The sequence below is a fragment of the Humisphaera borealis genome (assembly GCF_015169395.1).
GTDB classification, from domain to species: domain Bacteria; phylum Planctomycetota; class Phycisphaerae; order Tepidisphaerales; family Tepidisphaeraceae; genus Humisphaera; species Humisphaera borealis.
In genome coordinates this window covers 3,604,337-3,630,334 of the sequence record NZ_CP063458.1, presented here as the reverse complement: position 1 = coordinate 3,630,334, position 25,998 = coordinate 3,604,337, and the positions used below count along the sequence as shown (strand labels likewise).

22 protein-coding genes and 1 riboswitch are annotated in these 25,998 nt (G+C 63.1%); of the genes, 12 read left to right on the top strand and 10 right to left on the bottom strand.

All coding sequences use genetic code 11. The features are described from left to right. Window positions 1-6 precede the first annotated feature (6 nt). The 3 genes from IPV69_RS13545 to IPV69_RS13535 all read right to left on the bottom strand — a co-directional run bounded on the left by IPV69_RS13545 (window position 7) and on the right by IPV69_RS13535 (window position 2,608). The gene (locus IPV69_RS13545) at window positions 7-462 is read right to left on the bottom strand and encodes a Fur family transcriptional regulator (protein WP_206290212.1); all 456 of its coding nucleotides are present in this window, start codon (window positions 460-462) and stop codon (window positions 7-9) included. A gap of 146 nt (window positions 463-608) precedes the next feature. Continuing rightward, a complete protein-coding gene (locus IPV69_RS13540; protein ID WP_206290211.1) occupies window positions 609-1,409 on the bottom strand; it encodes a GDSL-type esterase/lipase family protein in 801 nt (266 codons plus the stop codon). A gap of 209 nt (window positions 1,410-1,618) precedes the next feature. After that, window positions 1,619-2,608, bottom strand: a complete 990-nt coding sequence (locus IPV69_RS13535; protein ID WP_206290210.1) for a PP2C family protein-serine/threonine phosphatase — start codon at window positions 2,606-2,608, stop codon at window positions 1,619-1,621. A gap of 330 nt (window positions 2,609-2,938) precedes the next feature. After that, window positions 2,939-3,065: riboswitch (cyclic di-AMP (ydaO/yuaA leader) on the top strand. A gap of 161 nt (window positions 3,066-3,226) precedes the next feature. Here IPV69_RS13535 and IPV69_RS13530 point away from each other — a divergent pair. The 6 genes from IPV69_RS13530 (at window position 3,227) to IPV69_RS13505 (ending at window position 13,055) form a co-directional block, all read left to right on the top strand. Further along, window positions 3,227-3,451, top strand: coding sequence for a hypothetical protein (locus tag IPV69_RS13530; protein WP_206290209.1), 225 nt, complete (start codon window positions 3,227-3,229; stop codon window positions 3,449-3,451). Window positions 3,452-4,742: 1,291 nt separating this feature from the next. Then, on the top strand, window positions 4,743-5,729 hold the full coding sequence (locus IPV69_RS13525) for a type II secretion system protein (protein WP_206290208.1): 987 nt from the start codon (window positions 4,743-4,745) through the stop codon (window positions 5,727-5,729). A gap of 80 nt (window positions 5,730-5,809) precedes the next feature. After that, window positions 5,810-9,109 (top strand): PEP-CTERM sorting domain-containing protein, encoded by a 3,300-nt coding sequence (locus tag IPV69_RS13520; protein ID WP_206290207.1) that lies wholly within the window; start codon window positions 5,810-5,812, stop codon window positions 9,107-9,109. A 105-nt stretch (window positions 9,110-9,214) separates the two neighbouring features. Further along, window positions 9,215-9,964: a PEP-CTERM sorting domain-containing protein gene (locus IPV69_RS13515; RefSeq protein WP_206290206.1), complete on the top strand. Its 750-nt coding sequence runs from the start codon at window positions 9,215-9,217 to the stop codon at window positions 9,962-9,964. A gap of 256 nt (window positions 9,965-10,220) precedes the next feature. Then, on the top strand, window positions 10,221-11,951 hold the full coding sequence (locus IPV69_RS13510) for an alpha-amylase family glycosyl hydrolase (protein WP_206290205.1): 1,731 nt from the start codon (window positions 10,221-10,223) through the stop codon (window positions 11,949-11,951). Window positions 11,952-12,149: 198 nt separating this feature from the next. Next, complete coding sequence (locus IPV69_RS13505) at window positions 12,150-13,055, top strand: sugar phosphate isomerase/epimerase family protein (protein ID WP_206290204.1); 906 nt, start codon at window positions 12,150-12,152, stop codon at window positions 13,053-13,055. 103 nt (window positions 13,056-13,158) lie between these two features. On the opposite strand, the gene cobA is transcribed toward IPV69_RS13505, so the two are convergent. Next, entirely contained in the window at window positions 13,159-14,709 is a 1,551-nt protein-coding gene (cobA, locus tag IPV69_RS13500) for a uroporphyrinogen-III C-methyltransferase (protein WP_206290203.1), read from the bottom strand. 553 nt (window positions 14,710-15,262) lie between these two features. Between cobA and IPV69_RS13495 the strand changes: the two genes are divergently transcribed. Then, window positions 15,263-15,655, top strand: coding sequence for a PilZ domain-containing protein (locus tag IPV69_RS13495; RefSeq protein ID WP_206290202.1), 393 nt, complete (start codon window positions 15,263-15,265; stop codon window positions 15,653-15,655). 511 nt (window positions 15,656-16,166) lie between these two features. On the opposite strand, the gene IPV69_RS13490 is transcribed toward IPV69_RS13495, so the two are convergent. Then, window positions 16,167-17,305 (bottom strand): IS3 family transposase gene (locus tag IPV69_RS13490; RefSeq protein ID WP_390884410.1). Its coding sequence is split into 2 segments (ribosomal slippage): window positions 16,167-17,047 and window positions 17,047-17,305, totalling 1,140 coding nucleotides; the frame shifts between segments, so codons are not numbered across the junction. A 310-nt stretch (window positions 17,306-17,615) separates the two neighbouring features. Between IPV69_RS13490 and infA the strand changes: the two genes are divergently transcribed. Beyond that, window positions 17,616-17,837: a translation initiation factor IF-1 gene (gene infA, locus IPV69_RS13485; RefSeq protein WP_206290200.1), complete on the top strand. Its 222-nt coding sequence runs from the start codon at window positions 17,616-17,618 to the stop codon at window positions 17,835-17,837. A 203-nt stretch (window positions 17,838-18,040) separates the two neighbouring features. On the opposite strand, the gene IPV69_RS13480 is transcribed toward infA, so the two are convergent. Then, window positions 18,041-19,225: a hypothetical protein gene (locus tag IPV69_RS13480; protein WP_206290199.1), complete on the bottom strand. Its 1,185-nt coding sequence runs from the start codon at window positions 19,223-19,225 to the stop codon at window positions 18,041-18,043. A gap of 279 nt (window positions 19,226-19,504) precedes the next feature. Here IPV69_RS13480 and IPV69_RS13475 point away from each other — a divergent pair, with 279 nt between their 5' ends. Then, a complete protein-coding gene (locus IPV69_RS13475; protein ID WP_206290198.1) occupies window positions 19,505-19,978 on the top strand; it encodes a hypothetical protein in 474 nt (157 codons plus the stop codon). A 53-nt stretch (window positions 19,979-20,031) separates the two neighbouring features. On the opposite strand, the gene kdsA is transcribed toward IPV69_RS13475, so the two are convergent. After that, on the bottom strand, window positions 20,032-20,838 hold the full coding sequence (gene kdsA / locus IPV69_RS13470) for a 3-deoxy-8-phosphooctulonate synthase (protein ID WP_206290197.1): 807 nt from the start codon (window positions 20,836-20,838) through the stop codon (window positions 20,032-20,034). Between the two features lie 45 nt (window positions 20,839-20,883). Then, the gene (locus IPV69_RS13465; protein ID WP_206290196.1) at window positions 20,884-21,795 is read right to left on the bottom strand and encodes a diacylglycerol/lipid kinase family protein; all 912 of its coding nucleotides are present in this window, start codon (window positions 21,793-21,795) and stop codon (window positions 20,884-20,886) included. A gap of 469 nt (window positions 21,796-22,264) precedes the next feature. Here IPV69_RS13465 and IPV69_RS13460 point away from each other — a divergent pair, with 469 nt between their 5' ends. Continuing rightward, the gene (locus IPV69_RS13460; protein ID WP_206290195.1) at window positions 22,265-23,257 is read left to right on the top strand and encodes an IS110 family RNA-guided transposase; all 993 of its coding nucleotides are present in this window, start codon (window positions 22,265-22,267) and stop codon (window positions 23,255-23,257) included. Window positions 23,258-23,415: 158 nt separating this feature from the next. Beyond that, window positions 23,416-24,228, top strand: a complete 813-nt coding sequence (locus IPV69_RS13455) for a Cof-type HAD-IIB family hydrolase (protein ID WP_206290194.1) — start codon at window positions 23,416-23,418, stop codon at window positions 24,226-24,228. Between the two features lie 51 nt (window positions 24,229-24,279). On the opposite strand, the gene IPV69_RS13450 is transcribed toward IPV69_RS13455, so the two are convergent. Together IPV69_RS13450 and IPV69_RS13445 are read right to left on the bottom strand one after the other, a co-directional pair. Then, complete coding sequence (locus IPV69_RS13450; RefSeq protein ID WP_206290193.1) at window positions 24,280-24,639, bottom strand: hypothetical protein; 360 nt, start codon at window positions 24,637-24,639, stop codon at window positions 24,280-24,282. A gap of 128 nt (window positions 24,640-24,767) precedes the next feature. Further along, window positions 24,768-25,547, bottom strand: a complete 780-nt coding sequence (locus IPV69_RS13445; RefSeq protein ID WP_206290192.1) for a coiled-coil domain-containing protein — start codon at window positions 25,545-25,547, stop codon at window positions 24,768-24,770. On the opposite strand from IPV69_RS13445, the gene IPV69_RS13440 reads away from it, so the two are divergent. Further along, on the top strand, window positions 25,546-25,848 hold the full coding sequence (locus IPV69_RS13440) for a hypothetical protein (RefSeq protein WP_206290191.1): 303 nt from the start codon (window positions 25,546-25,548) through the stop codon (window positions 25,846-25,848). The two genes, IPV69_RS13445 and IPV69_RS13440, sit on opposite strands and share 2 nt — an antisense overlap. The last annotated feature ends 150 nt before the right edge of the window (window positions 25,849-25,998 follow it).

Sequence of the window (25,998 nt, the reverse complement as noted above, 5' to 3'; positions counted from 1 at the left end):
CGGACCCTACGCGTGGCACTTCGGGCACACGCCGTGCAGGGTGACCTCAGGGTAGTGGACTTCGTACGTTTCGGCGACCTTCAAAGACCGTACGAAGGTCGGCGGGATCTGCGACGCCTCCAGGCATTCGACCACGCCACAGGTTTCGCACACGAAATGCGGGTGGGCGTGGGGCTGGGCGCTCGATTTCTCGCTCCCGCCCAAGGCGTATCGCCAGGTGCGATCTTCCCCGCGAACGCGGTGGACGACCTTCTTGGTCGTGAAGGTGTTCAGCGTGCGGTAGACGGTGACGGTGTCGGTGTGTTCGGGAAGCAGTTCCAGAACCTGCTGCACGCCCAGCGGCTGCGGGGAGTCGGCAAGAACCTTCAATACGCCCAGCCGCACCGGCGTTCGGCGCAGGCCGATCCGCTTCAGCACGTCGGACGGCGAAGATGTTGGAGCGGCGGGTGCTGCGTTTCGCACGGAAGGGAGTATAGCCTGAGGAAGGCACGAAGGCAGTAAGGGGCAGGCAGGAAGGCGCGGAGGAACGGCCACGTGGGCAATCACGCAAGAAGGCACGGAGTAGGTCACTCCGTGCCTTCTTGCCTTTTGCCTTCGTGCCTACTTCTTCACTTCATCAGGTCCGCGAGCGTCGACTTGACGGCCTCGGCCCAGATCTCATAGCCCTTTTCGTTGGGGTGCAGGGCGTCGGGCATGATTTCCTTCGTCAGGTTGCCTTCCTTGTCGAGGAACTTCTCGCCGATGTCGAGATACTTCACGGTCTTGCCGGCGTCGTCGAGCTTGGCGATCGCGGCGTTGATGGTCTTGATGCGGGCGCGGGCGGCGTCGGTCGGCTTGGCCGAGCGCGGGAAGACGCCCAGGAGCAGAACCTTGGTCTTCGGGAGCTTCTCGCGAAGCGTCGTCACGCACTTGGTGATTCCGGCGACGATTTCTTCGTCGGTGTTGGCGCTGAGGTTGTTGGTGCCGATCATCAGCATCGCGACCTTCGGGCTGATGCCTTCGACTTCGCCGTTCTGCAGACGCCAGATGACGTGCTGCGTGCGGTCGCCGCCGATGCCGATGTTCAGCGGGGCCTGCGAGCCGTAATTGGCATCGAACACTTTCTTGCCGCCGCGACGCCAGCCGTCGGTGATCGAGTCGCCGACGAAGAGCACGTCGACCTTGCCGTTGGTTGCCTTCAGGTCGGCCAGGAAGCCTTCGTGCCGGGCCAGGAAGCCCTTGCCTTCGTCCTTGCCCATCTTGATGGCGGGCTTGTCGGCGGCTTCCTTCACGGCCGGGGCCGCTGCGGGCTTTGCTTCAGGCTTTGCGGGGGCCTTCGTCTGGGCGAACGACGGCACGGCGGCAAAGTTCATCGCCAGCAGGGCGGCGACCACGGAACGACCCAGAATGCGCAACAGACGATCCGACATAAACTCCTCCTCAAACGTAAACTCGAGATTCGCCACCGACGCACCAGCGGCGGTTGGCAGTCCTACTACCCGTGCGACTCGAAGTGGTTGCCATCGCCACTGCTTCCCGCGGCGCCCCGGTCCGGATTCTCCGCGATTCTCGCGGGCCGCCTGCCTGGCGGTCGCACCCCAGTTGCACCCTGACGGCGTCCCAAGCAGCGAAAAGCCGGTCAAGTGGTTGACTGGGTTGGGTCAGAAGTTGCCCCGGGCTTGCTCAAAGAAGGGATAACCGCACCGCCCACGTTCGCGACGCTGACTTCCGGCCAGGGGATCGGCTCGTCCTTGTGGGTGATCGATCGCACCATCGCCTTGGCGATCCGGAACGGCGCGAGCAGGCGTTCGGACAGCGGCGTCGAATTGGCGGTGCCGTTCGGACGAAACAGCAGCACCGTGACGTCGTCCCCGTCGAGGTTGCTCGCGTAAAGCGAGCGGATGTGCTCGAGAATGCGGCCGACGAGCGTCGCTGGCTCCCCGACCGGGACTTCCGCGACTTCCCGGAGAAGCCCCGCCTGACCGAGCATCTTGCCCTCTTCGTCGAACGATTCGGGCAGCGAATCGGTGTAGCACACGACGAGGTCGCCGACGTCGAGGTCGGTATCAAACACGTCGTAATCAGAGAGTTCGAGGATGCCTAGCGGAAGGTTGGCGGGGTTGGGGTCGTCGTCGCGCGCCGAGTTTTCCAGGAAGCTCCATCGCCCGGTTGCGGCCCGATAGATGAGGGGCGGCGGATGTCCGGCATTGCAGATCGACAGCTTGCGGGTGGGGCCGAAGAACGTCGTCACGACCGCCGTCGCGAAATTACCCCGCCTCGACAGCTCCGCGAACTGTCCGTTCATTTCGCGGACAAACCGGCCCTGATCAATGTAATTGACGAATCGCCGCATCAGCGTGCGCAGTCCGACGGCCAGATCGCCGACGGCTTTGCCGTGGCCGGTGACATCGGCGACCAGCAGCCGGGTGATGCGACCGGTGGCGCAGGACGAAACGTAGTAGACGTCGCCACCCACCGCCGCCTGGGCATAGGGGCGACTGTAGACCCAGGCGTCAAGGCCGGGCAACGCCAGGCTGCTGTCGAACACCTGGTTTCCTCCCCACACCTCCATGCACTGCATGACATGCTGGCCCGCGGCGGGGTCGAGGTTTTGGGATTCGGCGGTCAAGGCAGCCTCCTGAGCAACGTTCCGTTGATCCTACTGTCCTTTGATGCACAGAAGACGGGTTCTGCGTCGAAAACATGAAATTTTCTTAATTGTTTCTGTCGCATGGACTTAGGTGGACGATCGGGGTGCATTTTGGTCAGATTTTGGAAGGGGATGGAAAACAATGCTTGACCGGTGTCACCCATGGGGTAAACTCTGTCCGACGTTACCGCCGAAGTGAGCCCAATCACAATGGGCCACACGGAGAACCCACAGCGATCCTCTGGCGAGCAAGCCTCGCAATTAAAGAGAGTCGTTGAGTCGGTTGGAATTGCCGCAAGGCAGTTCGCGAACCGGCAGGGGCTAATCGGAACCTGTGTCGGAGACCCTTCCACCGGATGGATCTCGGCAGCAACCGAGGGAGACCTTTCAACTCCCAGCCCGTCAGCTAACTCCGCAGGCATGTGAAAGGGATCAACGCTCCCCCTCAAGCGTTTCGATCCTCCTATATCCGAGTGTTGGGTTTTCCGACGCCAGGCTTCCGCCTCGGTTTTGTTAGCCGACCGGTCGATCCTCTGTCGCCTCCGGGATTCTCAACCGAAGTCTCAAACTGCGTCTCTCGGCGCAAGGAGTATCTCCATGGCTTCAGAGCAAGCCGAATCGCTTCGCAAGGCGATCGAGAACCTCATCAATGCCAAGCTTCATGACGCCCTGGGCAAGCCCGGCGGTCTCGGTCGTTTGGTCGCACACCGCGTTACCGGCGTCGCTTCGTACGACATCCGCAACGCCGAACGCCAGCTGGATCAAGTCCTCGCCGACGTCTTCTCGCAGGTCGAATCCCGCGAGCCGGCGTTCGCGGAATAACCGCTGATCGGCACCTCTGATCCTCGCGTTTGCGCGAATCAGATACCTGATCGGTTTCTCTAACATTAGTTTCGGGACCCACTCGTCCCAAGATTTTTTCCCCACGACGTTATTGGCGGTCACGCCGGAATGAGCACCCGGCGGCGCGCTGCCCCTGCGTGTGTGTCGTACTTCGATCCCGACGTCGCTCGGCCGTGAACCAGACGGCCATGCGTTCCTCGCGAAGCATCGGCATCACGATACAACTCCGCCCGGTCCGACGTTCACCTCTGTCGGACCGGGCGGTTTTTTTTGGAATGCTCGCCGCGATGACCCAGCCTCCCCACGGGAAGATCTTGCTGGAGGCTGCCGAGCGGCCTCGCATTGGGAACACGCATCGGCAGTGATCGAACTACGGATGAAGATCCCGCGGCCAGGCCGCAGCCGAGTTCACGCACTACTCACTTCCGACAAGCTCATCCCGCCTCGATAAAAGTCTCTTTCGAGCGCCTCGCTTGCAGACCCTCGAATGACCGAGACGACCTGCAGCAGCACGCCGCCAATGCTTCAGGTGTCGTGGCAGCGCGAACTCTCGCTTCGTCTGCCTTTCACTTGGTGCGGCTGGGCCGCCAGGCGCCAGCTTTGCACGACAATCTGGTAGCGAATCACCTTGAGCCTGTCCTCGCGCGCAACGACCGATATCGCGGCCACCGGCAACGCACGCGATCACTTCACAACTGTCCCACGGCGAGATGCTGTCGCCGGATCAATCAGGTATGGAACGAACATGTTTAGGGCGATCGTCGACCGCTCGAACGCTCAAGCGATCCTCGCCCCGAGGTGCCGCCGAACTTCATCGAGGCGTGTGAAGTCGAAGAGGGCGAGTGTGCGCGCCGAGTGCACGCGGTCCTTGCGACTGCTTATCGAAGACTGCGTTAGGAGTTCATGAAGCGACGAAGCGCCAGAAAGCCTCGCGCGTCAGTTGCGATGTAGCACGTATCACAAGAGAGCGTCAGAGCCAGTATCTTCACAACATGAGCCCTCGCTTTCATAGCGCAAAACTAGTGCTGTTTTGTCTGAATCTTACGGAGGTAGCAATAATCCTGCGTGCGCCAGTCGGTAGGATGCCAATCGAGTAGTCGCTCAGTCCGGGCGGACTGAGTGTTATTGAACTTTGTACGTTCAACTAATCCAGTCCTTCAGCGTGTGTGGGACGTTGGAGTGATCTGGTGCTTCTCAATCATTATTTAGTGTATTCCTAAGCTGTGTGACGGTTCGCGCATGAAGCGTGGCTGCCGCATGGGGAGTTTCTATGCAACGGGTCCAAATGCCAAGACGGCAAGCGTTCACACTCGTCGAACTTCTGGTTGTTATTGGAATTATCGCAGTTTTGATAGGCATTCTGCTGCCATCATTGTCGGCGGCGCAGGAGCAGGCCCGCACGATCAAGTGTGCGTCAAATTTGCGCAACATCGGCAACGGCCTGGCCATTTATCTCGCTGAGAACAAGCAGATTTTCCCGCCGGCGTACATCTATGAAGGGCAGAAAATCGTAGGCAACACGCAGACGCCGGCAGCCGCGGTGAACGGGTATGTCCACTGGTCCAGCTATCTGTATGGGCAGACCAAGGCTGGAAAAGGGGTTGCGGCTGAGGCGTTTACCTGTCCGTCATTTGAGCAGGGCGGGTTGCCGCCAACGAACCCGGAGCCAGGCAACTTCGATCCCGGTCAGGCTGCAGATAACGCTGGCGTTGTCGATCAGCAGGCACCGCGCTGCGCGTTCACAGTGAACGAAGCCATCATGCCCCGAAACAAGTGGGTCATCGGCTTTCAGGGTGCTGCTCGGCCATATCGGTACGTGAATGCGGGAAAGATCAAAGACTCATCGAATGTGATTCTCGCAACCGAATGGAATCATGATTGGCGAATCGTCGCCGATACTGGCCGATCCAACGACACCGATACGGTTTGTAAGAGCCATCGACCCGTGCACGGTTTTGTCAGCAAGGGCGGTACCCTGGATCTTTCTTCCGTAGGCGATGATCCATTCCGACCTGCCACGACCAGCGTCTATACGCCTGTATCTGAAACGCAGTTGGACCCCGACCCCAAGGCGGGCGGTTCCTCGCGCACTCGACTTGACTGGGTTGGGCGGAACCATGGGAAGCAGAACAAGCAGGGGGACTGGAACGTGAAGAGCACTAACTTCCTCTATGTAGATGGGCACGTAGAAACCAAACACATAAGGGATACGTTGAACCCGTTCCAGTGGGGCAAAGCAGTCTATTCGTTGGAGTAGTTCACTGATTCCGGACGTGCATTGTCGCGCCGACCGAAGGGTTCGGCGCGCCATGTTGTAATCAAAGGAGAGGAGATCAAGTGGCTGATCAGGGAAAATGCAATCGTGTTGTTGTCGCAGCGGCGCTGGCGGCGATCGCCGTCATGCCGTCCTGGGTTAGGGCCGGTAGCTCGACCAACTCCAAGACGCCGGTAGCGACGTTCCCCGGCATGAACGACTCCGGCGGCTCCCACAACCCGGCGGTGACCATCTCGTTGAGCGGATCGACCGCGATGAGAAACTTTACCGTGTCGTCGGGCATCACGTTCCTGACGCCGGGGTCGCCACTGTCGTTTAACAATGGCGCGATCGTGAATCCGGCCGCTCCCGTTCACCTCCAGACCCGCGCCCCGGTGCTCTACTCCGTGGACGACCAGGTTGGCACGCAGTTCCAGCTCGCCAGCCCCAACTTCACCCAGGGCGATTTCTATAAGACCGGGACGGGCAATCCGGAAATCAACGGTCCTTGGCCGCAAACTGCTCAGCCCATCCAGCAGCACAGTGCAATCCGTTTCGAATGGCATGAGCAGGGTTCGGTCGAAGGTATTCTGGAACTTGTCAACGATCAGATCGGCGTGCTCGGCAGCGTCACTGCGACCAATCGCAACCCCAGCGGAACCGGATTTACGCCGGTCTGGATCAATACCACGCAGTGGAGTGCGGCTTCTGCCGTCAATCGTCCGCAGTCGGCCACGGCGACCAATGGCCACGTTCTCAACGAGTTCTATGCCACTGCCGGTGCGACGAGCGGTTTGGCGGTCTTCGATAACCGCGACGGCATTGGTGTGAATCCCAATGGCGGCCAGAACGCCATTCAAATGGCGATCTCGGACGTGAATGCCCGGCAGGGCTTCTCGAAGAGCGGCGCCAACGGAGCGTTCAGCAAGGCCCCGGGCATGGACGGCTTCGGCAAAGGCAATCCTGCGTTGGGCTCAAACGCTCTGAAGATCAGCGGCGTAGGTATCGCCGGCGCGCGGCAGGCGCTGGAGGATCAGGAGGAGCTGAACATGACGACGTCGATGCGCAACTTGCGCACCGGCCCGTCGAGCAACAGCCCCCTCAATGTCGATGGTGCCGCAAACCACACTGCCGGGCCTTGGAACACTGCAGGCGTCGGCAATCTGCATAACACCACCATTGCCATCACGGCGACGCTTATCGCGGCTAACCCGGGTACCGGGCTCGAACGCATCAATCGAACCGATGGTCAATGGCTCCAGGCTGTCGGGCGGCTCAAGAACGGTGCCGACTTCAACGTCGCAACCCGTGACGCCAACTCCGGCACCCGTAACGTGGCGGCATTGAACCTTGGCTTGGACCCGTCCTTTGCAATGGGCGAGCTGGACAACGGTAACAATGGGTCCACGAGCTCGGCAGAAAACCTGATTGGCCCTGGCATCAAGTTCTCCGGAAAGCTGTCCGGCGGAAGCGCCCTGCGTCCGACGATTCAGAACAGCCGTATGTCGCTCGGCCACCTGAGCATCTCGGACGCGATCGGCTCGACAAACAATGGTTCAAACGCTCCGCTTCGCGGGCTGGATATTGCGAACGTCGACGATTCGGTCGCGAGCCCGACCTTCGTGCGGGCCGGTGCCGAAAACATCGTCAACGGCACGTATCCCCTGTTTCAGAATCAGACGTATGTCACGGTGAAGAAGCCCGGCGCATCCTTCACTGGCGACTCCGTGGCTACCTGGTCGGCGCGGACCGATGCCGAGACGGGCATCCTGGGTGACAACAGCGGCAACGACGTTCGCGACTTCCGCGACAATATCACCAACTCGGTGGCTCAGTTCCCGCAGTCAACCGATGAAACGCCTGCCGACCAGTTGATCCGCACCAGCTTCATCATCCCGCAGCTCATGCGGGCAGAGAAGGATGTTGACGGCGGTGCCGTGACCGTGAACAGCCAGACGCCCCAGCAAGAGGCGCTCACGACAGCGTTCCTCGGCGATGCCAATCTGACGTCGAGGTTTGCTGTAGGCGGCAACATCACTGGCGCGCTGGGTAAGCAGGTTGATGTCGATACCGGCAACGGCACCAACAAGCCTTCAACGGTGACCGCCGGTAGCTCGAGCTTCTATGGTTCGCGAACGGGCACCGGTCAGATCGCGATTACTTCGAACAACTACCTTTTCGGCGACTTCAACAAGACAGCCGTCAATTCCAGCGGCGTTCGCGACTTCAGCGATCTGAATCACGCCCGCCTGGCTCAGAGCGCCCTGGGAGCCAGCGGCCTCGGGAACTCAATGTTCTCGACCGGCACGACATTGAACGCCAACAACGGCACGCTTCTGGACGGGTCTGCCGGCGTCAACCTTCAGACGACACCCGCCGCCCTGGGCTTCACAGCGTCGAAGGGCGACCTGATCGTCATGGGCGACTTCGATTCCGACGGCGACTTCGACGGCGAAGACCTGCGCCGCATGGCCCGCGGCACGGCGCTGGCCGATAACACATCCTCGACCACCCTCAGCGGTGGAGCGGCTGCCTTCGGCGACAAGGTCCGCAGCGGCGTGCTCCGTAAGAACGCCGCCCTGGACCAGCTCAATAGCGGCGGTCTTGCGGCGAGCACTCTCCAGAAGCAGCAGGCCATCGCGAAGGTGACGACTCCCACCGGCACCGCGGCGCCGGGCGGCTCGACGGTGCTCAGCACCACCGGTTCCGGCCCCACGCTCGTTCAGACCTACACCTTCGACGACGCCAACGGCACCAACGCGTTCAACAAGTTCGACGTCAACCGCGACGGCAAGGTCAGCAAGCTGGATGCCCAGCTCGTCGACAACTTCGTCACCAAGGACTACCGCAACCTCGACAACCAGCTCGACGCCGTCGCCAGGGTTTCGGCGACCGGCCAGCTCACCGCGTTCGTCGACGACTTCGGTAACCCGCTCGATCCGAAGTCTTCGTCAAACGACCTGATCAACCGCGTCCCCATCAGCCTGGTGGACGTCGAGCTGAACGACACCGGCGACATCACCAACACCGGCGACTTCAAGCTTGTTCGCGATGCCCTTGGCAACGCCGGTCTGCTCGACGGCGACGCCAACTTCGACGGCAAGGTTGACTTCTCCGACTTCCAGCGGCTGGAAGCCAAGTTCGGTCAGGCCGGCAAGTGGCTCGAAGGCGACTTCGATTCTAACGGGCTGGTGAACTTCACCGACTACCAGCTTTTGGAAGCGAAGTTCGGCCAGAACATCGGTGCCGGCGCGGTCGGATTCACGCCCGACCAGTGGGCCTACATGCAGGCATTCGAAGCGGCCGCGGTTCCCGAGCCGACCTCGCTGTGTGTCGCCGGTATCGCCGGCCTCGGGCTGCTGGGTCGCCGTCGTCGTCGCTAACTGAGATCAGTCACCGGCGGGCCGGTTCCCGGCCTCGGCCTGCCGGTGATTTCTCTGGCTGGGCTACGTAAGCATTGCAAGTTTCTACCTACTGGAGTGGGATTTATGCGTAAGTTGACCGTTTTGTTTGCCGTCGCGCTCGGCGCGTCGCTGGTCGGGTCGAATGTGGCGCGTGCCGCTGACGTAACGCTCTCGGTCGTCGTCAACCCGACGTCTGCCTCCGCCGGCACTTATGCCGTGTTCGGAACGATCAGCAACCCGAACTCCATCGCGGGTGCCCTGGGTGGTCAGGTCGCGGGCATCTCGAGCTTCTCGATCGATATCCTAGGTAACGGCGGCACGTCCATCACAACGCGGGCGCGCCGCATGCCGACGGGTCTTCTCGATACCAACGACTTCCTTTCGAGCTACGGCTTCGTTCAGTTCCCCAGCAACGGTACTTTGGCCGGTGGCTCTGTGGCCGGTCTGGCCGCGGGTCAGAAGACGGCTTACGCCGGCGGCAACGATCCGGCCCAGGATGCCTTCGTCGTCCTGGGCGTGGGGCGCGCCGCAGGGAGCTACGCCCCCATTGGCGGCACCACCTCCACCTTCGCCAATCCCGTGCTTCTTGCCGACGGTTCCTACTCCGGCGGCACCGGCTCCATCACGGCACGCGTCACCTCGGGTAACTTCTTCAACCTGCTCCAGGACACCAGCGCCGCCAGCGGCCTGCAGTGGACCGGTCCCGGCAACGTTGAAGCGGCCGTCAGTGTCATCCCGGCGACCACTCCGGTTCCCGAACCGGGCACGCTCGCCGTCACGGCGTCGCTCGTGGTTGGCCTTTTGCTTCGCCGCCGCAGCCGCACGCTCGCCTGAGCGTTCATCGTTCGACAACGACTTCGGATAGCAGCTCATCGAAGTTAAGCTCGCCCCGGAACGACACCCCGTCGATTCCGGGGCGACTCGTTTCACCGTCGCGTTCAATCGCGTCGTCCGAAGGGTCGGAAGAGAAGACTGCTTAAATCTGATTTCATCCCCGTCTCATTCTTCCATCAGAACGCCACTCCAATGATGCCACCGCTGGGGACGCTTCACTTTGAAGCATCCGACCCTCCCCAGCGGAGTCTTATCTATGGCCCGCAAGGCAAACCCCACTTCCCGTCCCGCCGAGGACGGTATCGAACTCGGTCTCTTCGCTCCCTACAACGAATCCTGCTCTCTCCTGGGGAGTTGGAACGACTTCAAGCCCATCCCGCTCGCCAAGGACAAGTACGGCTGGTGGCGGCATCGGATCGCGCTTGAAGACGGCGACTACCGCTACAAGTTCCGCGTCAAGTCCAACAGCTATTTCGCGGTCGGTCAGGACCTTGATGTCTTCGACCCCTACTGCATCAGCGTCACCGACGACGGCCAGGAGAACTCGATCCTGCACGTCAAAGACGGTCGCCGTAATGAGTTCGAGTATGTGTGGCAGCACGACGACGTTCCGCTTCCGCCCAACGACCAGCTTGTCATCTACGAGATGCACATCGGCGACTTCACCCGCAACCTGGGCAAGAAGGTCGGCGACAAGTGGGAGAAGGGCAAGTTTCTCGACGCGATCGAAAAGCTCGACCACCTGGTCGATCTCGGCATCAACTGCGTCGAACTGATGCCCGTCAAGGAATTCCCGGGTAAAAGCTGGGGCTACAACCTCCGCAGCCTGTTCGCGATCGAAAACACCTACGGCTCGGCGGCCGACTTCTGCAAGTTCATCGACGAATGTCACGCCCGTGGCATGCGCGTCGTGATGGACGGCGTCTATAACCACGCCGACGCCGACTGTCCGCTCGCCAAGATTGATTACCAGTACTGGTTCTACCATCCGAACCCCGATCCGCCGGAGATGGACTGGGGCCCCAAGTACAACTACATGCACTGGGACCCGCACCTGGAGTTGTTCCCCGCACGCAAGTACGCGCTCGAGTCGATCCGGCGCATGGTGCAGTGGTTCCACATCGACGGCATCCGCTTCGATGCCACCCGCGCGATCGCCCATTTCGACGTCATGCGCGAACTCGCCGAGACCGGCCTGAAGGAAGTCGGCGGCCTGAAGCACTTCATCAACATCTGCGAGCACATCGCCGAGGACCCGGCGATCACCGGCTACCCCAACGGCGGGCCGATGCACGCGGCGTGGCACGAGTCGCTCGCCAAGGTGCTGCAGGCCAACGCCGCCGGCATCGAGCGCGACGGCGCAAAGCCGTTCGACGTCGAGGAACTCGCCCGCAAGATCGACCCTAAGACAAACGGCTACGGCAGCGGATCGCGCACCGTCAACTACGCCAGTTCGCACGACCAGGTGCGTCTCATGCGCATCATCGGCGAGCAGGGCAAGATCTTCGATGCCGCCGCGTTTCGTCGCATGAAGCTCGCGGCCGGAATCCTGCTGACGATCCCGGGCTTGCCGATGCTCTTTATGGGCCAGGAGTTCGGGCAGTCCAACGAGAAGAGCCTCGACCCGCGCCCGCTCGACTGGACGCTCCTGCAGAACGAGAACAACGCCGACCTGCTCCGGTATACCGCCGGCCTGGTCAAGCTCCGTCGCAATCATCCCGGCATGATGACCGACAACATGGAAGTCGTGCTGAAGGATCAGGAGCGGCAACTGCTGGCGTACAAGCGCTGGAACGAAGCCGGCAACGTGATCCTCGTCGTCATCAACCTGCGCGACACCCACGCCGGCGAAGTCGTCATCGGCGGTTGCGGCCTCGAAGACGGCGACTGGCACGAACACGTCCATGACTTCGACGTCAAAGTCGAAGGCGGCGTCCTGAAAGACACCCTCGCCGAGAGCGAAGTGAAGGTGTACTTCAAGAAGTAATCTGCCCCCTCTCCCCCGTACGCGGGGGAGAGGGATGGGGCGAGGGGCCGGACGTCGGGCGTCGTGGAAACGCGAAGTCCCGGCTCCGCTGGTAGCATGGTTCGTGTTAAGCTGGACGTCCGCGTTCCCGGGATCGAGCGTCGGCGTTTGTCGCCGGCGTGGTTGCCCATCAGGCTTGTTGCAGCTTCGGGACACCCCATGAATCGTCGCAACTTTCTTGCCCTGTCCGCCGTACTGCTGGCCGCGCCTGCGTCGTCCCGGCTGGCATCGGCTGCGGTGCGGGCGCCTGCGGCACATTTCGCGACCAACCTCTACCCCTGGAGCACGTTCGCCAAGCGCGACGGCAAGCCCTTCGACGGTGCTTCGGCCGACCTCTGGGCGGACGTCGCCAAGGCGGGGTTCGAAGGCATCGAATCGACCGGCGCGCCGACAAACCTGGCGGCGTTGATGGCGTCCAGCAAGCTGGCGTTGCGTTCGCTTTACGTCAACAGCACCCTGAACGACCCGGCGCAAAGCGACGCCAGCATTCGCGAAGCGCTCGCGATCGCCGACGCCGCCAAGCCTCATGGGTGCCGCATCATCGTCACCAATCCCGCGCCGATTCGCTGGGGCGGGCCGGAAAACAAGTCCGACGATCAACTGATCCATCAGGCCAAGTCCCTCGACAAGCTCGGCACGGCACTGCGCGAGCGTGGCATGGTGCTCGCGTATCACAACCACGACATCGAGCTGCGAAACGCCGCCCGCGAGTTTCACCACATGCTCGCCGGCACCGATCCGGAGTTGGTCAAGTTCTGTCTCGATGCGCATTGGATTTACCGTGGTTCGGGTAACTCGCAGGTCGCGCTGTTCGATGCCGTCAAGCTCTATGGCAAACGCGTGGTGGAACTGCACATCCGTCAGTCAAAGAACGGCATCTGGTCCGAGGCGTTCGGCCCCGGGGATATCGATTACAAGCGACTGCACGCGACGCTCAAGTCGATGGACGTCAGCCCTCACCTGGTGCTGGAGCAGGCGATCGAAAAAGGCTCGCCGGCGACGATGTCCGCGATCGACGCGCACCGACAGGGTCTTGTTTACGCCAGCGAAGTCTTCGCAGCGTAGAGCGCGTGCAGGGCGGGCACTGTCCGCCGGAAGGCATGCCCGGCACCACCATTCCTCCTTGCCGAAGGTCATGGAACGGTCTCTTCGGCGGGCAGTGCCCGCCCTACTTGAGGGCCGATAGCAGCCCCTGCAAGTTAAACGTCTCCGCCTGCACCGTCGGTTCCAGTCCGAGGTCTTTCAGTGTTGCGGTCGTGATCGGGCCGATGCTGGCGATCTTCACGCCGGCCAGCTTTGCCTTGTAGTCATCGCCCAGTAACGCCACGAAGTTCTTCGCCGTGCTGCTGCTGGTGAAGGTCACCCACTGCACATCGCCGGCGGCGAGCGCGTCGATGAGCGTCGGCGGCAGGGCGGCGGCGGGTCGGGTTTCGTAGACGGCGACGTCGCTGACTTCCAGCGACCCGTCCGCCGACAGCCGTTGCCGCAACACCGGCCGGGCGATGTCGGCCCGCAGCAGCAGGTGGCGTTTACCCTTTACTTCATTGGCGTCGCGCAGCGCGTCGGCCAGCGCCTCGGCGACGAACGCCTGCGGACACAGATCGACCTTCAGTGACAGCTCTTCCCGAATCGCTGCCGCCGTCGCGTCGCCGATCGCGGCAAGCTTCGATCTGCCGAACGCGCGGGCGTCCAGGCCGATCTCTAGCAGTCGCTGCTTCACATATCGCACGCCATTGGCGCTGGTGAACACCGTCCAGTCGTACGTGCCGATCGACTTCAGGGCCGCGTCCACAGGAATCAGGTCGGCCGGCGGAGCGAGTTCGATCGTCGGCGCTTCCAGCACGTTCGCGCCCAGCGCCGACAGTTGCTTCGAAAGATCGCTCGCCTGCTGCCGCGTCCGCGTGACGACCACCGTCTGCCCGAAAAGCGGACGGCTCTCGAACCAGTTCATGACCGGGCGGAGCGAAACCACCCGGCCGATGATCGTCATCGCCGGCGGGCCGAGCTTGGCCTCGGCGATCTTCTGCGGCAGGTCGGCGATCGTGCCGACGACCGTCCGCTGTTTCGGATGGGTGCCCCAGCGGATCGTCGCCGCGGGCATGTCCGGCGGCATGCCGTTTTCGATCAGCCGCTGGCAAATCCGCGGCAGCGATTTCACGCCCATGTAAAACGCCAGGCAAGGCAGCTTCGCCAGGCTCGGCCAATCGACATCGCTCGCCGCGCCGCCTTCGCGGGTGCGGGCTTCGTCTTCCTTATATTGTTCTTCCTTCTCGTGGCCGGTGATGAAGGTGAAGCTGGAGTTGAAGTCGCGATGCGTGACCGGAATGCCCGCATACGCCGGCGCGGCGATGGCGGCGGTGATGCCGGGAACCACTTCGAACGGCACGCCGGCGTTGTGCAGCGCCTCGCACTCTTCCCCGCCGCGCCCGAAGACAAACGGATCGCCCCCTTTCAGCCGCACCACTTTGTGGCCGGCCAGTCCTTCGCGGACGAGCAGGGCGTTGATCTCGTCCTGCGTCATGGAATGCTGTGCCGCTTTCTTGCCCACGTAGATCGCCCGGGCCTGCGGCGCGTGGCCGAGCAGCAGCGGGTTGGACAGATAGTCGTAGACGACGACATCCGCCTGCTCGAGCAGGTCGCGCCCGCGGACGGTGATAAGCCCGACATCGCCAGGACCAGCCCCGACGAGATAGACGATTCCAGGAGAAAGGTGCGACATAGGGGGACAATCCGTGCGGTAACCGAACTCACATCAAAACGCGGTGCTTCCAAGTGGCCATAACCATAGGTATGGACATACTTTCGCGATTGCAACGTCCGGAGTATGAGGTCTTCTTCACGCCAAACCAAGGGTCGGAAGTTGTCAATTGGCATCGACTGTAGGGCCAAATTGCCGGGGCGGCCCGAAACAGCGGCGGCGGCAGTATTGACAGCCCCGCCCGATAAGCAAGTCCTCCGGTAACCTCCGTCTTCCCTTGCCCCGATCGACCGTGATCCACCGACTCAACCCGACCGAATCGCCGTAAACCCCCATGTCAAGTCGTCCGATGGTTTGGGCGTGCCCTAAATGGGGCAGCGGAAAAAAGCGGTTGGCAACGGGCCGGCCGCGGGACGGGATCGACGATCGGCAGTTTGAGCTTCCCGGGTGTCCGACGACGGGCAACGTCGACAACACCTGCGAGCATCCACAAAGTCGGCCGCACGGGCAACAGCGCCTTCTTCGTGGAGCCAAGCCGATCCGAAACCGCCCATGTCCACGTACGGGAGCAAGAATGGTCGCGCTCAAGCAGAAGTCGGCGGATGTTTACAGACCGATCATGCGGCTGGTTCGCGATGACGAGGTCGAGCTGGCCCGTCAGGCCCGCGAGCGACGCGTCTTCCCTCGCCGTGAGATGCACATCACCATCTCCGGCAAACGCCTGGATCACTCCATTCCCGCCCGTCGCCAGCCGATGCTGGCCTTGGCGGTGCGAGACGTGTCGGCCGGTGGGCTGTCGGCCCTCAGTGACACGGCTCTTTTCCCCGGCGAGCTGATCGCCGTCACCTTTCCGCCGTCCGGGCTTCAGTCCGGCTGGGGCGCCCGAGGCCGGGTCGTCCGCTGCGAGCCGGCCGCCCTTGGCTACCGGGTGGCGGTCGAGTTCGAAAACCTTCCCAGCGCCGCCTGATCGCCGCGCCTGAACACAACTTATTGCAACAATCCTTAGTGCGTTGTGCCGGAGGAGGCGGTCGTGGGTCCGCCTCCTCCATTTTTGCGCGCAGTCGTTCGATATCGGATCCGGCAGAGAAGCCGCCACGGAGGCCCGGAGACACGGAGGGGCATCCGGCGACCCAGGGTGTCTCCGCGACAAGAGGCTGACAATCCGCGCTTCGATGCACATCGAGTCTGATTCCGTCTGAGATAAAACGCCGACGCTTCGAGTTGCCCTCCGCGTCTCCGTGCCTGCTCCGAACATAGCGCTCGACGGCCGGGTACGCAGGCCCAACGGGCCGTAATCCTATAGCCCAGGGCAACGCCCTGGGACGACTAGACGCCCATGCGCTTAAGGCCTGAAGGGCCGCGATACGCCGTTCGATACTCCGGCCCTTCAGGCCTTTGACCACTCGGCCCAGCAAACCCAGGGCGTTGCCCTGGGCTATAGAATTGGCCTTCCCCACGTTTGGTGGGCGCGGGTTGGGTTAACTGCGGCTCGCCTCGAACGATTCGGGGCTCTGATAGCCTAACGTGCTATGCAGCCGCTTTCGATTGTAGAACACCTCGATGTACTCAAAGATCGACTGCCGGGCCTCCGCCCGCGTCGCATACCTCGTCCCTTCCATCAGCTCGCTCTTGAGCGTGCTCCAGAAGCTCTCCATCGTCGCATTGTCCCAGCACTCGCCCGGATCGCTCATGCTCACCACCATCCCGTGCGATTGTAACAAATGCTGGTAGTCCTCCGACGCGTACTGTACTCCTCGGTCGCTATGGTGCAGCAGGCCCTTGCAAGGCTGCCGCTGCGCGATCGCCATCTGCAACGCCTCGGCCACCAGCTCCGTACGCATGTGCTGCGTCATCGACCAGCCGACGATCTTCCGCGAGTACAGATCCAGCACGCCCGCCAGGTAAAGCCAGCCCTCAGCGGTTTCGATGTAGGTGATGTCCGCCACCCACTTGCGGTCCGGACCCTCGGCGGCGAACTGCCGGTCCAGTACGTTCGTCGCCACCGGCTGCCCGTGCCCGCTGTCGGTCGTACGCGGCACGAAACGACGCCGACCTTTGGCTCGGATCTGCGCCTGCTTCATGATGGCAGCGACCGTGTTCTCACACACGCTTTGCCCCTCGCTTTTGAGCACCTGGTAGATCCGCGGGCTGCCGTACACCTGGCGGTTGGCCTCGTGCACGTCGCGGATCCGCACGAGCAGTTCCTGACGCCGACGCTGTCGCTCGCTGTCGGCACGACACCTCCAGGCGTAGAAGCCCGAGCGCGTGACCGACAACACCCGGCAACACGCTGCCAGCGGATAGTCGTCGAGCGTGCTGGCAATGAAGGCGAACCTCACTCCTGCTGGCTGGCAAAGAACGCCGTCGCTTTTTTTAGGATCTCACGCTCCATTCGCAAACGCGCGTTTTCGGTGCGCAGCTGCTGCAGCTCTTTGGCCATCGCCGCCGGCGAGGCCGAGTCGGGATCGGCCGTGTACTTCTCGATCCATTCGCGGATGCACTTGGGATCGACGCCGAGGTCCTTAGCCGCCTGCATTACCGATCGGCCCTGCTGGTGCACCAGCTTGACGGCACCCAGCTTGAACTCACGAGTGAACTTCCTACGACGCATGGCCAGCTCCTTCGGCAGGAGGGTATCCTGCCCAGTGAGCGCCCACCAAACGTGGGGAAGGCCAAATCTCGACCCTTCGGGCCTGTTGGGTATCGGCGTCACTTTTCATCATCTCGGTGTGAGGCCCGAGGCCTCATGATGCACTTCGTGGTGATCCCTCTTTCGACCGCGCGGAATGTGTCGCACCCGTCTCGGGCTTCGCCGATTCGCCGTCCTTGTACCCATCCCTCGGGAAGCGTACTATGATGGGTCTACCCAGGCGACAGCAAATGGAGGGCGTGAGCCACCCGGCGGCGCCCCAAAAGCGGAGCAGGTCATGGCTAAGTCTGAGCCTATTGAAGTCGAAGGCACAATCACCCTCGCGTTGCCCAACGCGATGTTCAAGCTCAAATTGGACGGTTCCGAGCAGGAAATCCTCGGCATCGTCTCGGGCAAAATGCGCAAGCATTTCATCCGCATCCTTCCCGGCGACCGCGTCAAGGTCGAGCTCTCGCCGTACGACCTGACCAAGGGTCGCATCGTCTTCCGTCAGAAGTAACCTCCGCAGACGCCAGTCATTCCGTACGCGCATCTCGGGACCACCGATGCTCCGGACGCTCCGGCTCGGTTCCCCGTCCCGAAGTCCGACGTTCCCACGCGCTCTGCTGCGCGTCGCGGCTAACCGGTCCGGAAGCGCGCATCGCTGCACCTTGAGCAAACGGTTTGCACCACAAGCAACCGGTTAGCAATACGATCACGGGGTTAGCCGCGACGCGGAGCGGAGCGTCCCCTGCCGTAGTGGTCGCACCGATCCGGAGCGATCCGACCGCGCAATCCTTCCGCCAAACGAACCCGAGAAATGCCATCCGCCGGCAAAAGGTCGTCGGGGTGGAAAGTCGCCGCCCCGGTGGAAGAAGTCAGGTTCGCGCCCGCCACACCTCCAGCGATGACCAAGGACGCTGGTGCGACGGTTCTCGTCGGGGTTTCATCCGATTCCGCCGAACGAACCCGAGCCGACTTCGCCGAACGAACCCGAGAATCGGCAGCCGACCGACAGTCGTCACCGGCGATTGCCGGTTCGCCGGCTCGGATGGTTGCCGGCGCATGCTCGGTCACCCCTGCTACCGCCGGCGCTACATCAGGCATTCCGCCCCCGTCGGGCATTCTGCGATCATCGGGCATTCCACCCGCCGGCACCTCCGCAGCCACGGCTGCCGTCGAATCTCGTTGCCGTTCCACCGCCCGGCTGTTGCGCGTCCCGCCCTGCAGGATTCGCAACTCGCGCAGCGCCGCCTGCATCGACCGCTCGATCTGCGATTCGTAGCGTTGCAGCAGCATGACGATTCCGCCGTTGGCGTCGGCCATTCGCAGCTCGGCGATCACATCGCCGAGCGTATCCATTCCGCCGAAACCGCCGTCGGCAGCATGCTGCTTGTCGCGCCGCGAGCAGAGCACCGCCGACCGGACGACGGGCATCCGCTGGAGCTTCCACGCCATTTCCGCGACGCGCTCGGCGAGGATGACCTGGCACGGCCCGACGGCGCCGAGGTCGTCGCGAAAGGAGGCGACGAACGCGTCGAACACCGCGGGGTCTTCATCAGGGAGCAACTGGCCCCGGGCGCGCAGCCCATGTTTCCAGGCGTTCTGCGCCGCGACGGACTTACCCGCATCGGTGGTCGGCCCTCGCGACCTGGCCCCGTTGATGCGCGACTGCTCGGCCCGCGAGCGACGCGCCGCGGCGGTCTCGTTGCTGTTGGCACCATCCGCGTTGCCATCGGCAGTAGCCGCGTTGCCGTCTGCGCTAGCCGGGTTGTTGTCGGCGCAAGCCGTGTTGTCCCCGGCACCGACCGGCGACGCCGGTGGCAGGTTGCCGACGTCCGGATCCACCGGGCTATCCATGACCGCAACGCCAACAGGCGCGCCCAGGTTCGTTTCCACGGATTCCATAAAGACCCCTTTCGCGGCCGGGAAGCCGCGGCGAATGACCGACCCGCCGGACGCGAGCACCCGATATTTCGGAGTTGACCACCCGCGTCGTTGGCGTTAGAATGTTCGTATATTGTACGGGTGTAGGTTTGGCGTTCAAGAAGAATCTGTCACGTTCGTTTCTGCCGCAACAGCCCCGACGACGCACGGGCAAGACGACCGTCGTGTGGCATGGGCAAGTACGCTTGCCCGTGTAGCCCGGTCGGGTAGAACGTGCGGTTCGCTCACGCAGAGGTCCCTGTGGCCACACTGGTTCTAAAGATTAGGGAAGGCTGCGGGGAGGTGTTCGTTGAGTTTCACGTCGACGGGGAAGATCTCGGCGCGCGAATCATGGCCGACCTTGGCGATGAGGGGTTTGACGACGTACTTCCCTGGTTCGGCGGCGACTACCAGATCAAAGACACGGTTCTGGGCGACGCCGCCCGGCAGGACGGCGTGCAAAACGCCATCATGCTCGCTTGCGGCTGCGGGCATTTCGCATGCAGCGGCGTCAGTGCCGACGTCGTCGCCAACGCCGAGACGATAACATTCTCCAACTTCTCCACGTGGCGTCATGGCCGGCGGATCGTCGCCGCCGTGGAACCGGTGTCGTTTGACCGGCGTCAGTTCGAGTCGGCTCTCGCCAAGTTGTATCGTGACGTTGCGGAGTGGCGGCCAAGCCCGCCGGGGACCGAGGTGCCACCGAGGATAATCTTGATTCCGCCTCCAGCGTGATGCGTGGCAGGCTTGGAGTGCAGCGAGTGTTCTTGGGCCAGCCCCCCGGACCATCACTGCTCCCACTGCTTGCGCAACTCCGCGATCTGCACGCACGACTTCAGCAGCGGCTCGACCGCGTCCAGGCCGAGCATGGTCGCCGCGTCGCTCTTGGCGTTCCTGGGATCGGGGTGGCACTCGAGGAACAGGCCGTCCACGCCGGCGGCGATCGCGGCGCGGGCCAGCAGAGGGGAATACTGCGGGTTTCCGCCTGACGAGCTGCCCAGCCCGGCCGGCTGCTGCGTGCTGTGCGTGATGTCGAACACGACCGGGCAGCCGATCTTCTTCATCACGTCCAGCCCGGTGAAATCGTTCACCAGCCGGTTGTAACCGAAGAACGTGCCCCGCTCGGTGAGCATGATGCGGCTGTTGCCGGCGGCGCGAACCTTGTCGGCGGCGTTGGTCATCTCCTGGGGGCTCATGAACTGCCCCTTCTTGATGTTGACCCAGCACGAGGTGTGCCCGCACGCCATCAGCAGATCGGTCTGCCGCGCTAGAAACGCCGGCACCTGCAGGATGTCCACCACCTTCGCCGCGACCGGCACCTGGTCGGGCTCGTGGACGTCGGTAAGCACCGGAAGTCCGAGGTCTTTCTTGATCCGCGCCAGCACGACAAGCCCGTCGGTCAGTCCCGGCCCGCGAAAGCTCGCGTTCGCCGACCGGTTCGCCTTGTCGAAGCTCGCCTTGAAGATGTAAGTCAGGCCGAGCTTGTCGCAGACGCTTTTGACGTGGGAAGCGATCGTCAGGCAAAGCTCGGCCGACTCGATAACACAAGGGCCGGCGATGACGAACGGGCGCGCGGGGTTGATCTGGAGGTCCATCGCCGGATTGTCCACTTTGGGTTGTGACTTGTCACGGTTTAATGGCTACCGCGGCACGATCAGCCGCATGCGGACGGGCATCAGGTCGATCTCAACGGGCGTGTGGCCGGCGGCGTCGCCGTCGATCTGGACGGGGACGCCTGCGGGGGTCAGCGGGCTGTCGATGCGGACGCGCCTGCCCTTGAGGTAGACGACGCCTTCCTCATGGATGTGTTCCCCGGCGGCGGCGAGCAGAAACAGCCGGGCCGCGTCGAGGAGGTTCGAGCAGGGCATGGCGCAGATGTCGAGCAATCCGTCGTCGGGGCGGGCCTGCGGCAGGAAGGGGAAGCCGGTGCCGTACTCCCGCACGTTGCCGACGAATACGACGCCGTCTTCCGGGCCGAAGACCATCTTGCCGTCCACCTCCACGCGGACGGGCGGGAACCGGTAGCTGGCCGCGACCGTCGCCGCCGGCAGAACGTAGCTGGCGTAGCTGATGGGCCCGCGGCGGACGCGGCTCAATTCGTGGACGACGGCGGCGTCGAAGCCGACGCCGACCATCAGCAGAAAGAGCGACCCGTTGCAGCGGGCGGCATCGACCCAGACGATCTGCCCGTCGCGGATGGCGCTGACGACCTGCGATTCCAAGTGGTCGTCGTCCCAGTCGATGCCCAGATGCCGCACCATCAGGTTGGCCGTCCCCAGCGGAATGATCAGCAGCGGGGGGGTTTCGCGGCCGGCGGCGGTCGCCAGCACGTACAGGCGTTCGGCGACGGCGCGCACGGTGCCATCGCCGCCGATCGCCACCGCCGCGGTGACGCCGGTCGGCAGGTCGTCTTCGGTCAGCTCGGTCGGCGGCAGGAGCCACATGCGGGCGTCATAACCGCCGGCCGCGAGGCCTTCGCGGATGCGATACGCGATCGCTTCGCCCAGACCACGTCCGGCGATCGGGTTGGCGAAAATGAGGACGCGGTCCATGGGCGGGGGATAATAGCAGAGAAACAGAGGTGGGGAGATGAAGCGATGCGGAGGCGTGTGCAACCTGTCGTGCGCCGGGGAAAACGAAAGCGCCACGGAGGCACGGAGACACGGAGGACAACTTGACTCTTCCGCGTTTTAACTGATATGGGAAAGCTCAGTACAGAAGCCCGGCCTTCGGATCTTGCGGGCATTTTAAGGCCGCCGGGCACCCCTCCGTGTCTCCGTGCCTTGTATGTTGGATTCCGTACCGTCTGATGGTTCAATGCCGCATGCCGCTTCGCGGGCTTCGAAGCGTAGCGAGAAGCCCGCGAAGCGGCGGCGGACGACAGATCGTTCGTGCCCAGACGCCGTCATGGACGTCGTCACGGAGCCTGATCGTCGTTCGTCGCGTGCGACTAACCCGAACAGCCGACTGAACCCGTCGCCCCGGCGGCGGAGTTCGTATTCGCAAGGCAGGGAAGCCACCATGCAGCACGAAGCCAACAGCAACGCCGTTCCGTCCGCCGCGGTGTCCGATGTCTCGTTGCCGGTCGCCGGCATCGACGTCGCCAAGGATCAGCTCGACGTCTTCATTGATGTCGTCGCCCAGCGGCTGCGAGTCAGCAACAACGACGAGGGGGTCGCACGCCTCGTCGCCACGCTGCGTCAGCACAAGGTTCGCCTGGTTGTCCTGGAGTCCACCGGCCGGTACCACCGCGCCGCGGCCGCCGCGTTGCTTCAGGCCGGCGTCAACGTCTCGGTCGTCAACCCCAAGAACGTCCGCGCCTTCGCCGTCGCCGACGGCAGGCTCGAGAAGACCGACGCGATCGACGCCCAGGTCATCGCCTCGTTCGGACGGGCGCTCAACCCGCGGATTACCGCCAAAACGCCGGAGAAACAGACGGTTCTGGCCGACCTGGTCTCCCGGCGTCGCGGCCTGGTGCAGGTCCGGGTCGCCGAACGCAACCGCGGCCAGGGACAACTGCCCACGCTGGCGGCCACCCAGTCCACGAAGCTGCTGCGGCTGGTCAACCAGCAGATCGAGGATCTGGACCGCGCGATCGCCAAGCTGATCGAAGGCGACGACGACTGGCACAATACGTCGAAGATCATCGACTCGGTGCCCGGCATCGGGCCCGAAACGGCTAACCAGCTGGTCTCCAGCCTGCCGGAGCTGGGTAAACTCAACCGCCAGGAGATCGCCAAGCTCGTCGGCCTGGCGCCGCTCAACTGCGACTCGGGCACGCAACGCGGCCAGCGGCATATCCGCGGGGGGCGGGATCACGTTCGAAACTGCCTGTACATGGCGACGTTCAATGCCCGGCAACGCTGCGACAAGTTCCGGCGTTTCTTCGATGGTCTTGTCGGGCGTGGCAAGCATTACCAAGTCGCGATGACCGCCTGCATGCGTAAGCTGCTGGTCATCCTGAACGAGATGGTGAAGAACAAGACCCATTGGGACTCGAAGTTCGCGTCATAACTTTTCTGGAGCGTTCACTTGAAAAAGCACACAGCCGCTCCGTGGTGATTCTTCTGCCGCGCCAGCCGTGTTGAACCGGTGCTGGATTGAAGATGCAGCGGGTGTGTGTCTCTGCGTCTCTACGTCACTCCTCCACTTTTCGACTATCATTCGCTCAGATGTCTGACCCTTTCCCGTATCGACTTGCTGCGATTGATATTGATGACACGCTCGCCGGACCCGACAAGGCGATCGGTGACGCCAACCGGCTGGCGGTGGACCGTCTGCGCGACGCGGGCTGCCGTGTGGTGCTGGCGTCGGGCCGGCGGCACGGCAACATGCTTCGGTACGCTCAGAGCCTAGGGATCGACGATTTCGTGATTTCCGCCCAGGGTGCACTCACCCGCCACGCCAGCCGGGACGACGTGATCCATCACGCCCCGCTGGATCGCACACTGGCCGGCGAGACGGTCGAACTCGGCCGGCAGATGGGCGTGGGGCTGGTCATGTTCACGCCCGGCGGGGCGTTCTCCGCGGCACCCACCGACTGGACGGAAAAGCTGAAGCGCGACACCGGCGGCGATCTGGTGTACGTCGATCGACTGCCGCCATCGCCGGCGGACGTGGTCGAGAAAGTGCTTTGGTGCGATGAGCCTGACCGCCTGGCAGGGATGTTCGAATCGATGACGGCCCGGTTCGAAGGCCGGGCGATCGTGACGATCACCGATCCGCACCTGCTGGAGTACACGTCCCCCGACGCGACCAAAGCCGCCGGCCTGGCCGCCGTCGCCAAACACTATGGGATCGCGCAGGCACAGACCCTGGCGTTCGGCGACGGCAACAACGACGTGCCAATGCTCGGCTGGGCCGGGCTGGGCATCGCGATGAGCCACGCCAGCGAGAATGCGAAACGCGCGGCCAAACGTGTCGCCCCGCCGGGCAATCCGGAGACGAGTCTGGCCCGGGCGGTGGAGGCGTTGCTGGGTGGGTGAAGGAAAGAGTGGGGCGTAGGGTGTGGGGATGTAGGGCGTTACAGCATCGGATCATCGCTGCGCAGTGCACCACTTGCAGTCACACGCCCCGTCGCTGCTGCTCGGTGCGTGCGATGCGGTGACCGGGCAGTGCTCGCCGGGCCGCCTGGCCTTGGCTTCGACCGGGCAGCCGCAGCCTTGCTCGGGGCGTCGGCGGATTTGTGTCAGCAGCGGTTTGCCGCAGTGGGCCACCCCGTTAACGACGCTGTGAAGCGGACATCCGCCGCAGACGTTCAGCCGGCGACGCCAGTCGTTGGAAACCCGCAGCACCCCCATGTTTCGCAGCCGCGCTGAAGCACTTTTGGCGGCGGCGCGCGAGAGTACCGCGAAGCCTTCGCTCGAGAAGTCTGTACAGCCGAAACAGCGTCGCATGGACGCACTATCGGACCGACGCCGAGCGGCGCTGCAAAGATGTCGTGCCGCGTCAAAAGGAAACGGGCGACCGGCCGGTAAAGGCGGGTCGCCCGTTGTCGTTGATCGAACGTCGGTCGTCCGAAGTCTTATTCCGCGGGGGTGGCGGTCGTCTTCTTGTCGTTCTTCGCCGACTGCGCGTTCTTGGTCTTGTCGGCGGCCTTCTTCTCCAAGTCGGAAATCTTCTGCTGCGCGGTCGTCAGTTCCTTCCTGGCGTCGGCGTGGGCTTTTTCGAGCGATGCGACCTTCTTCGTCTCGGCGTCCAGCGCCGACTTGGCCGTCTCGAGCTGCCGGGCGCTGGCGGTCGCCTTTGCCTGGGCGTCGCTGATCGCTGTCTTGCTGTCGTTTGCCTGCTTTGTCAGCACGGCGATCTCTTCGACGAGCTTCTTGTTCGATGCTTCGGCGGTCTTGAGCGCCTTGTCGGCGCTGTCGGCGGCGGCCTTGGCCTGTTCCAGTTCGGACGACAGCCGGGTGGCATCGGCCTTGGCCTTGGCAAGGTCGTCCTGCGTCTTCTTCATGGCGGTGGCATCGCTCTGGCTGGCGGCGTTCAGCTCCGAGATCGTCTGCTGCGACGTCTTGAACGCCTTCTCCAGGTCGGTCGCCTTGGCCTCGCTGACCGACAGCCTTTCCTTCGTGCCAGCCAGTTCGGTTTTGGCCTGTTCGCCGTCGGCGGTCGCCCTTTTCAGTTCGTCGGCGGTCTTGCCGGCGTTGGCCTGGGCGGTGTCGCGCTCCGATGCGGTCTGGGTGAGCTTCTTTGAAAGCTCGTCGCGCTCGACGACCACGGCATCAAACTCTTCCTTCGATACCACGCAACCGGCGGACATCGCGATAAGACACAAGACCAACGAGCGCAAAGCCAAAGCAGACATGATTCCTCCAGCACTGGAAAAGGTGACCGGCGGGCAGGGACGGCAAGTCCCGACGGGGGCGGTCGATCGCCGGCGCGGCCAGCCGCGCAGTCCTATAAGAGTCCGCACCAGCGAGGTGCATCGGCTTGATCGATCACAGAACTGCAAATTATCGCGCCGCATTCCGACGCAAAGCGGAATCGCCGGCACATGCCCGAAATGCGGCTCGATTCATGCCGATTGTCATAAAAATGGGGAAGATGAAACGCTTGTTTCGGTTCGCGTGATGCTCGCCTCTGCCATGCGTTCGGCCCGCTTGTGATGGAAGTTCCGCCGGGCGACGGTTCGATGTGGTGAACTGATTTTGTCCTCGGAATGCGTCAAAAACGTTCATCGTTTGCCGCATCGGCCGGTAGTACAATCAGCCGGACAAGCCCGCGTCGTCATTCCCGCTTCGAACTCGGCCCCGGGT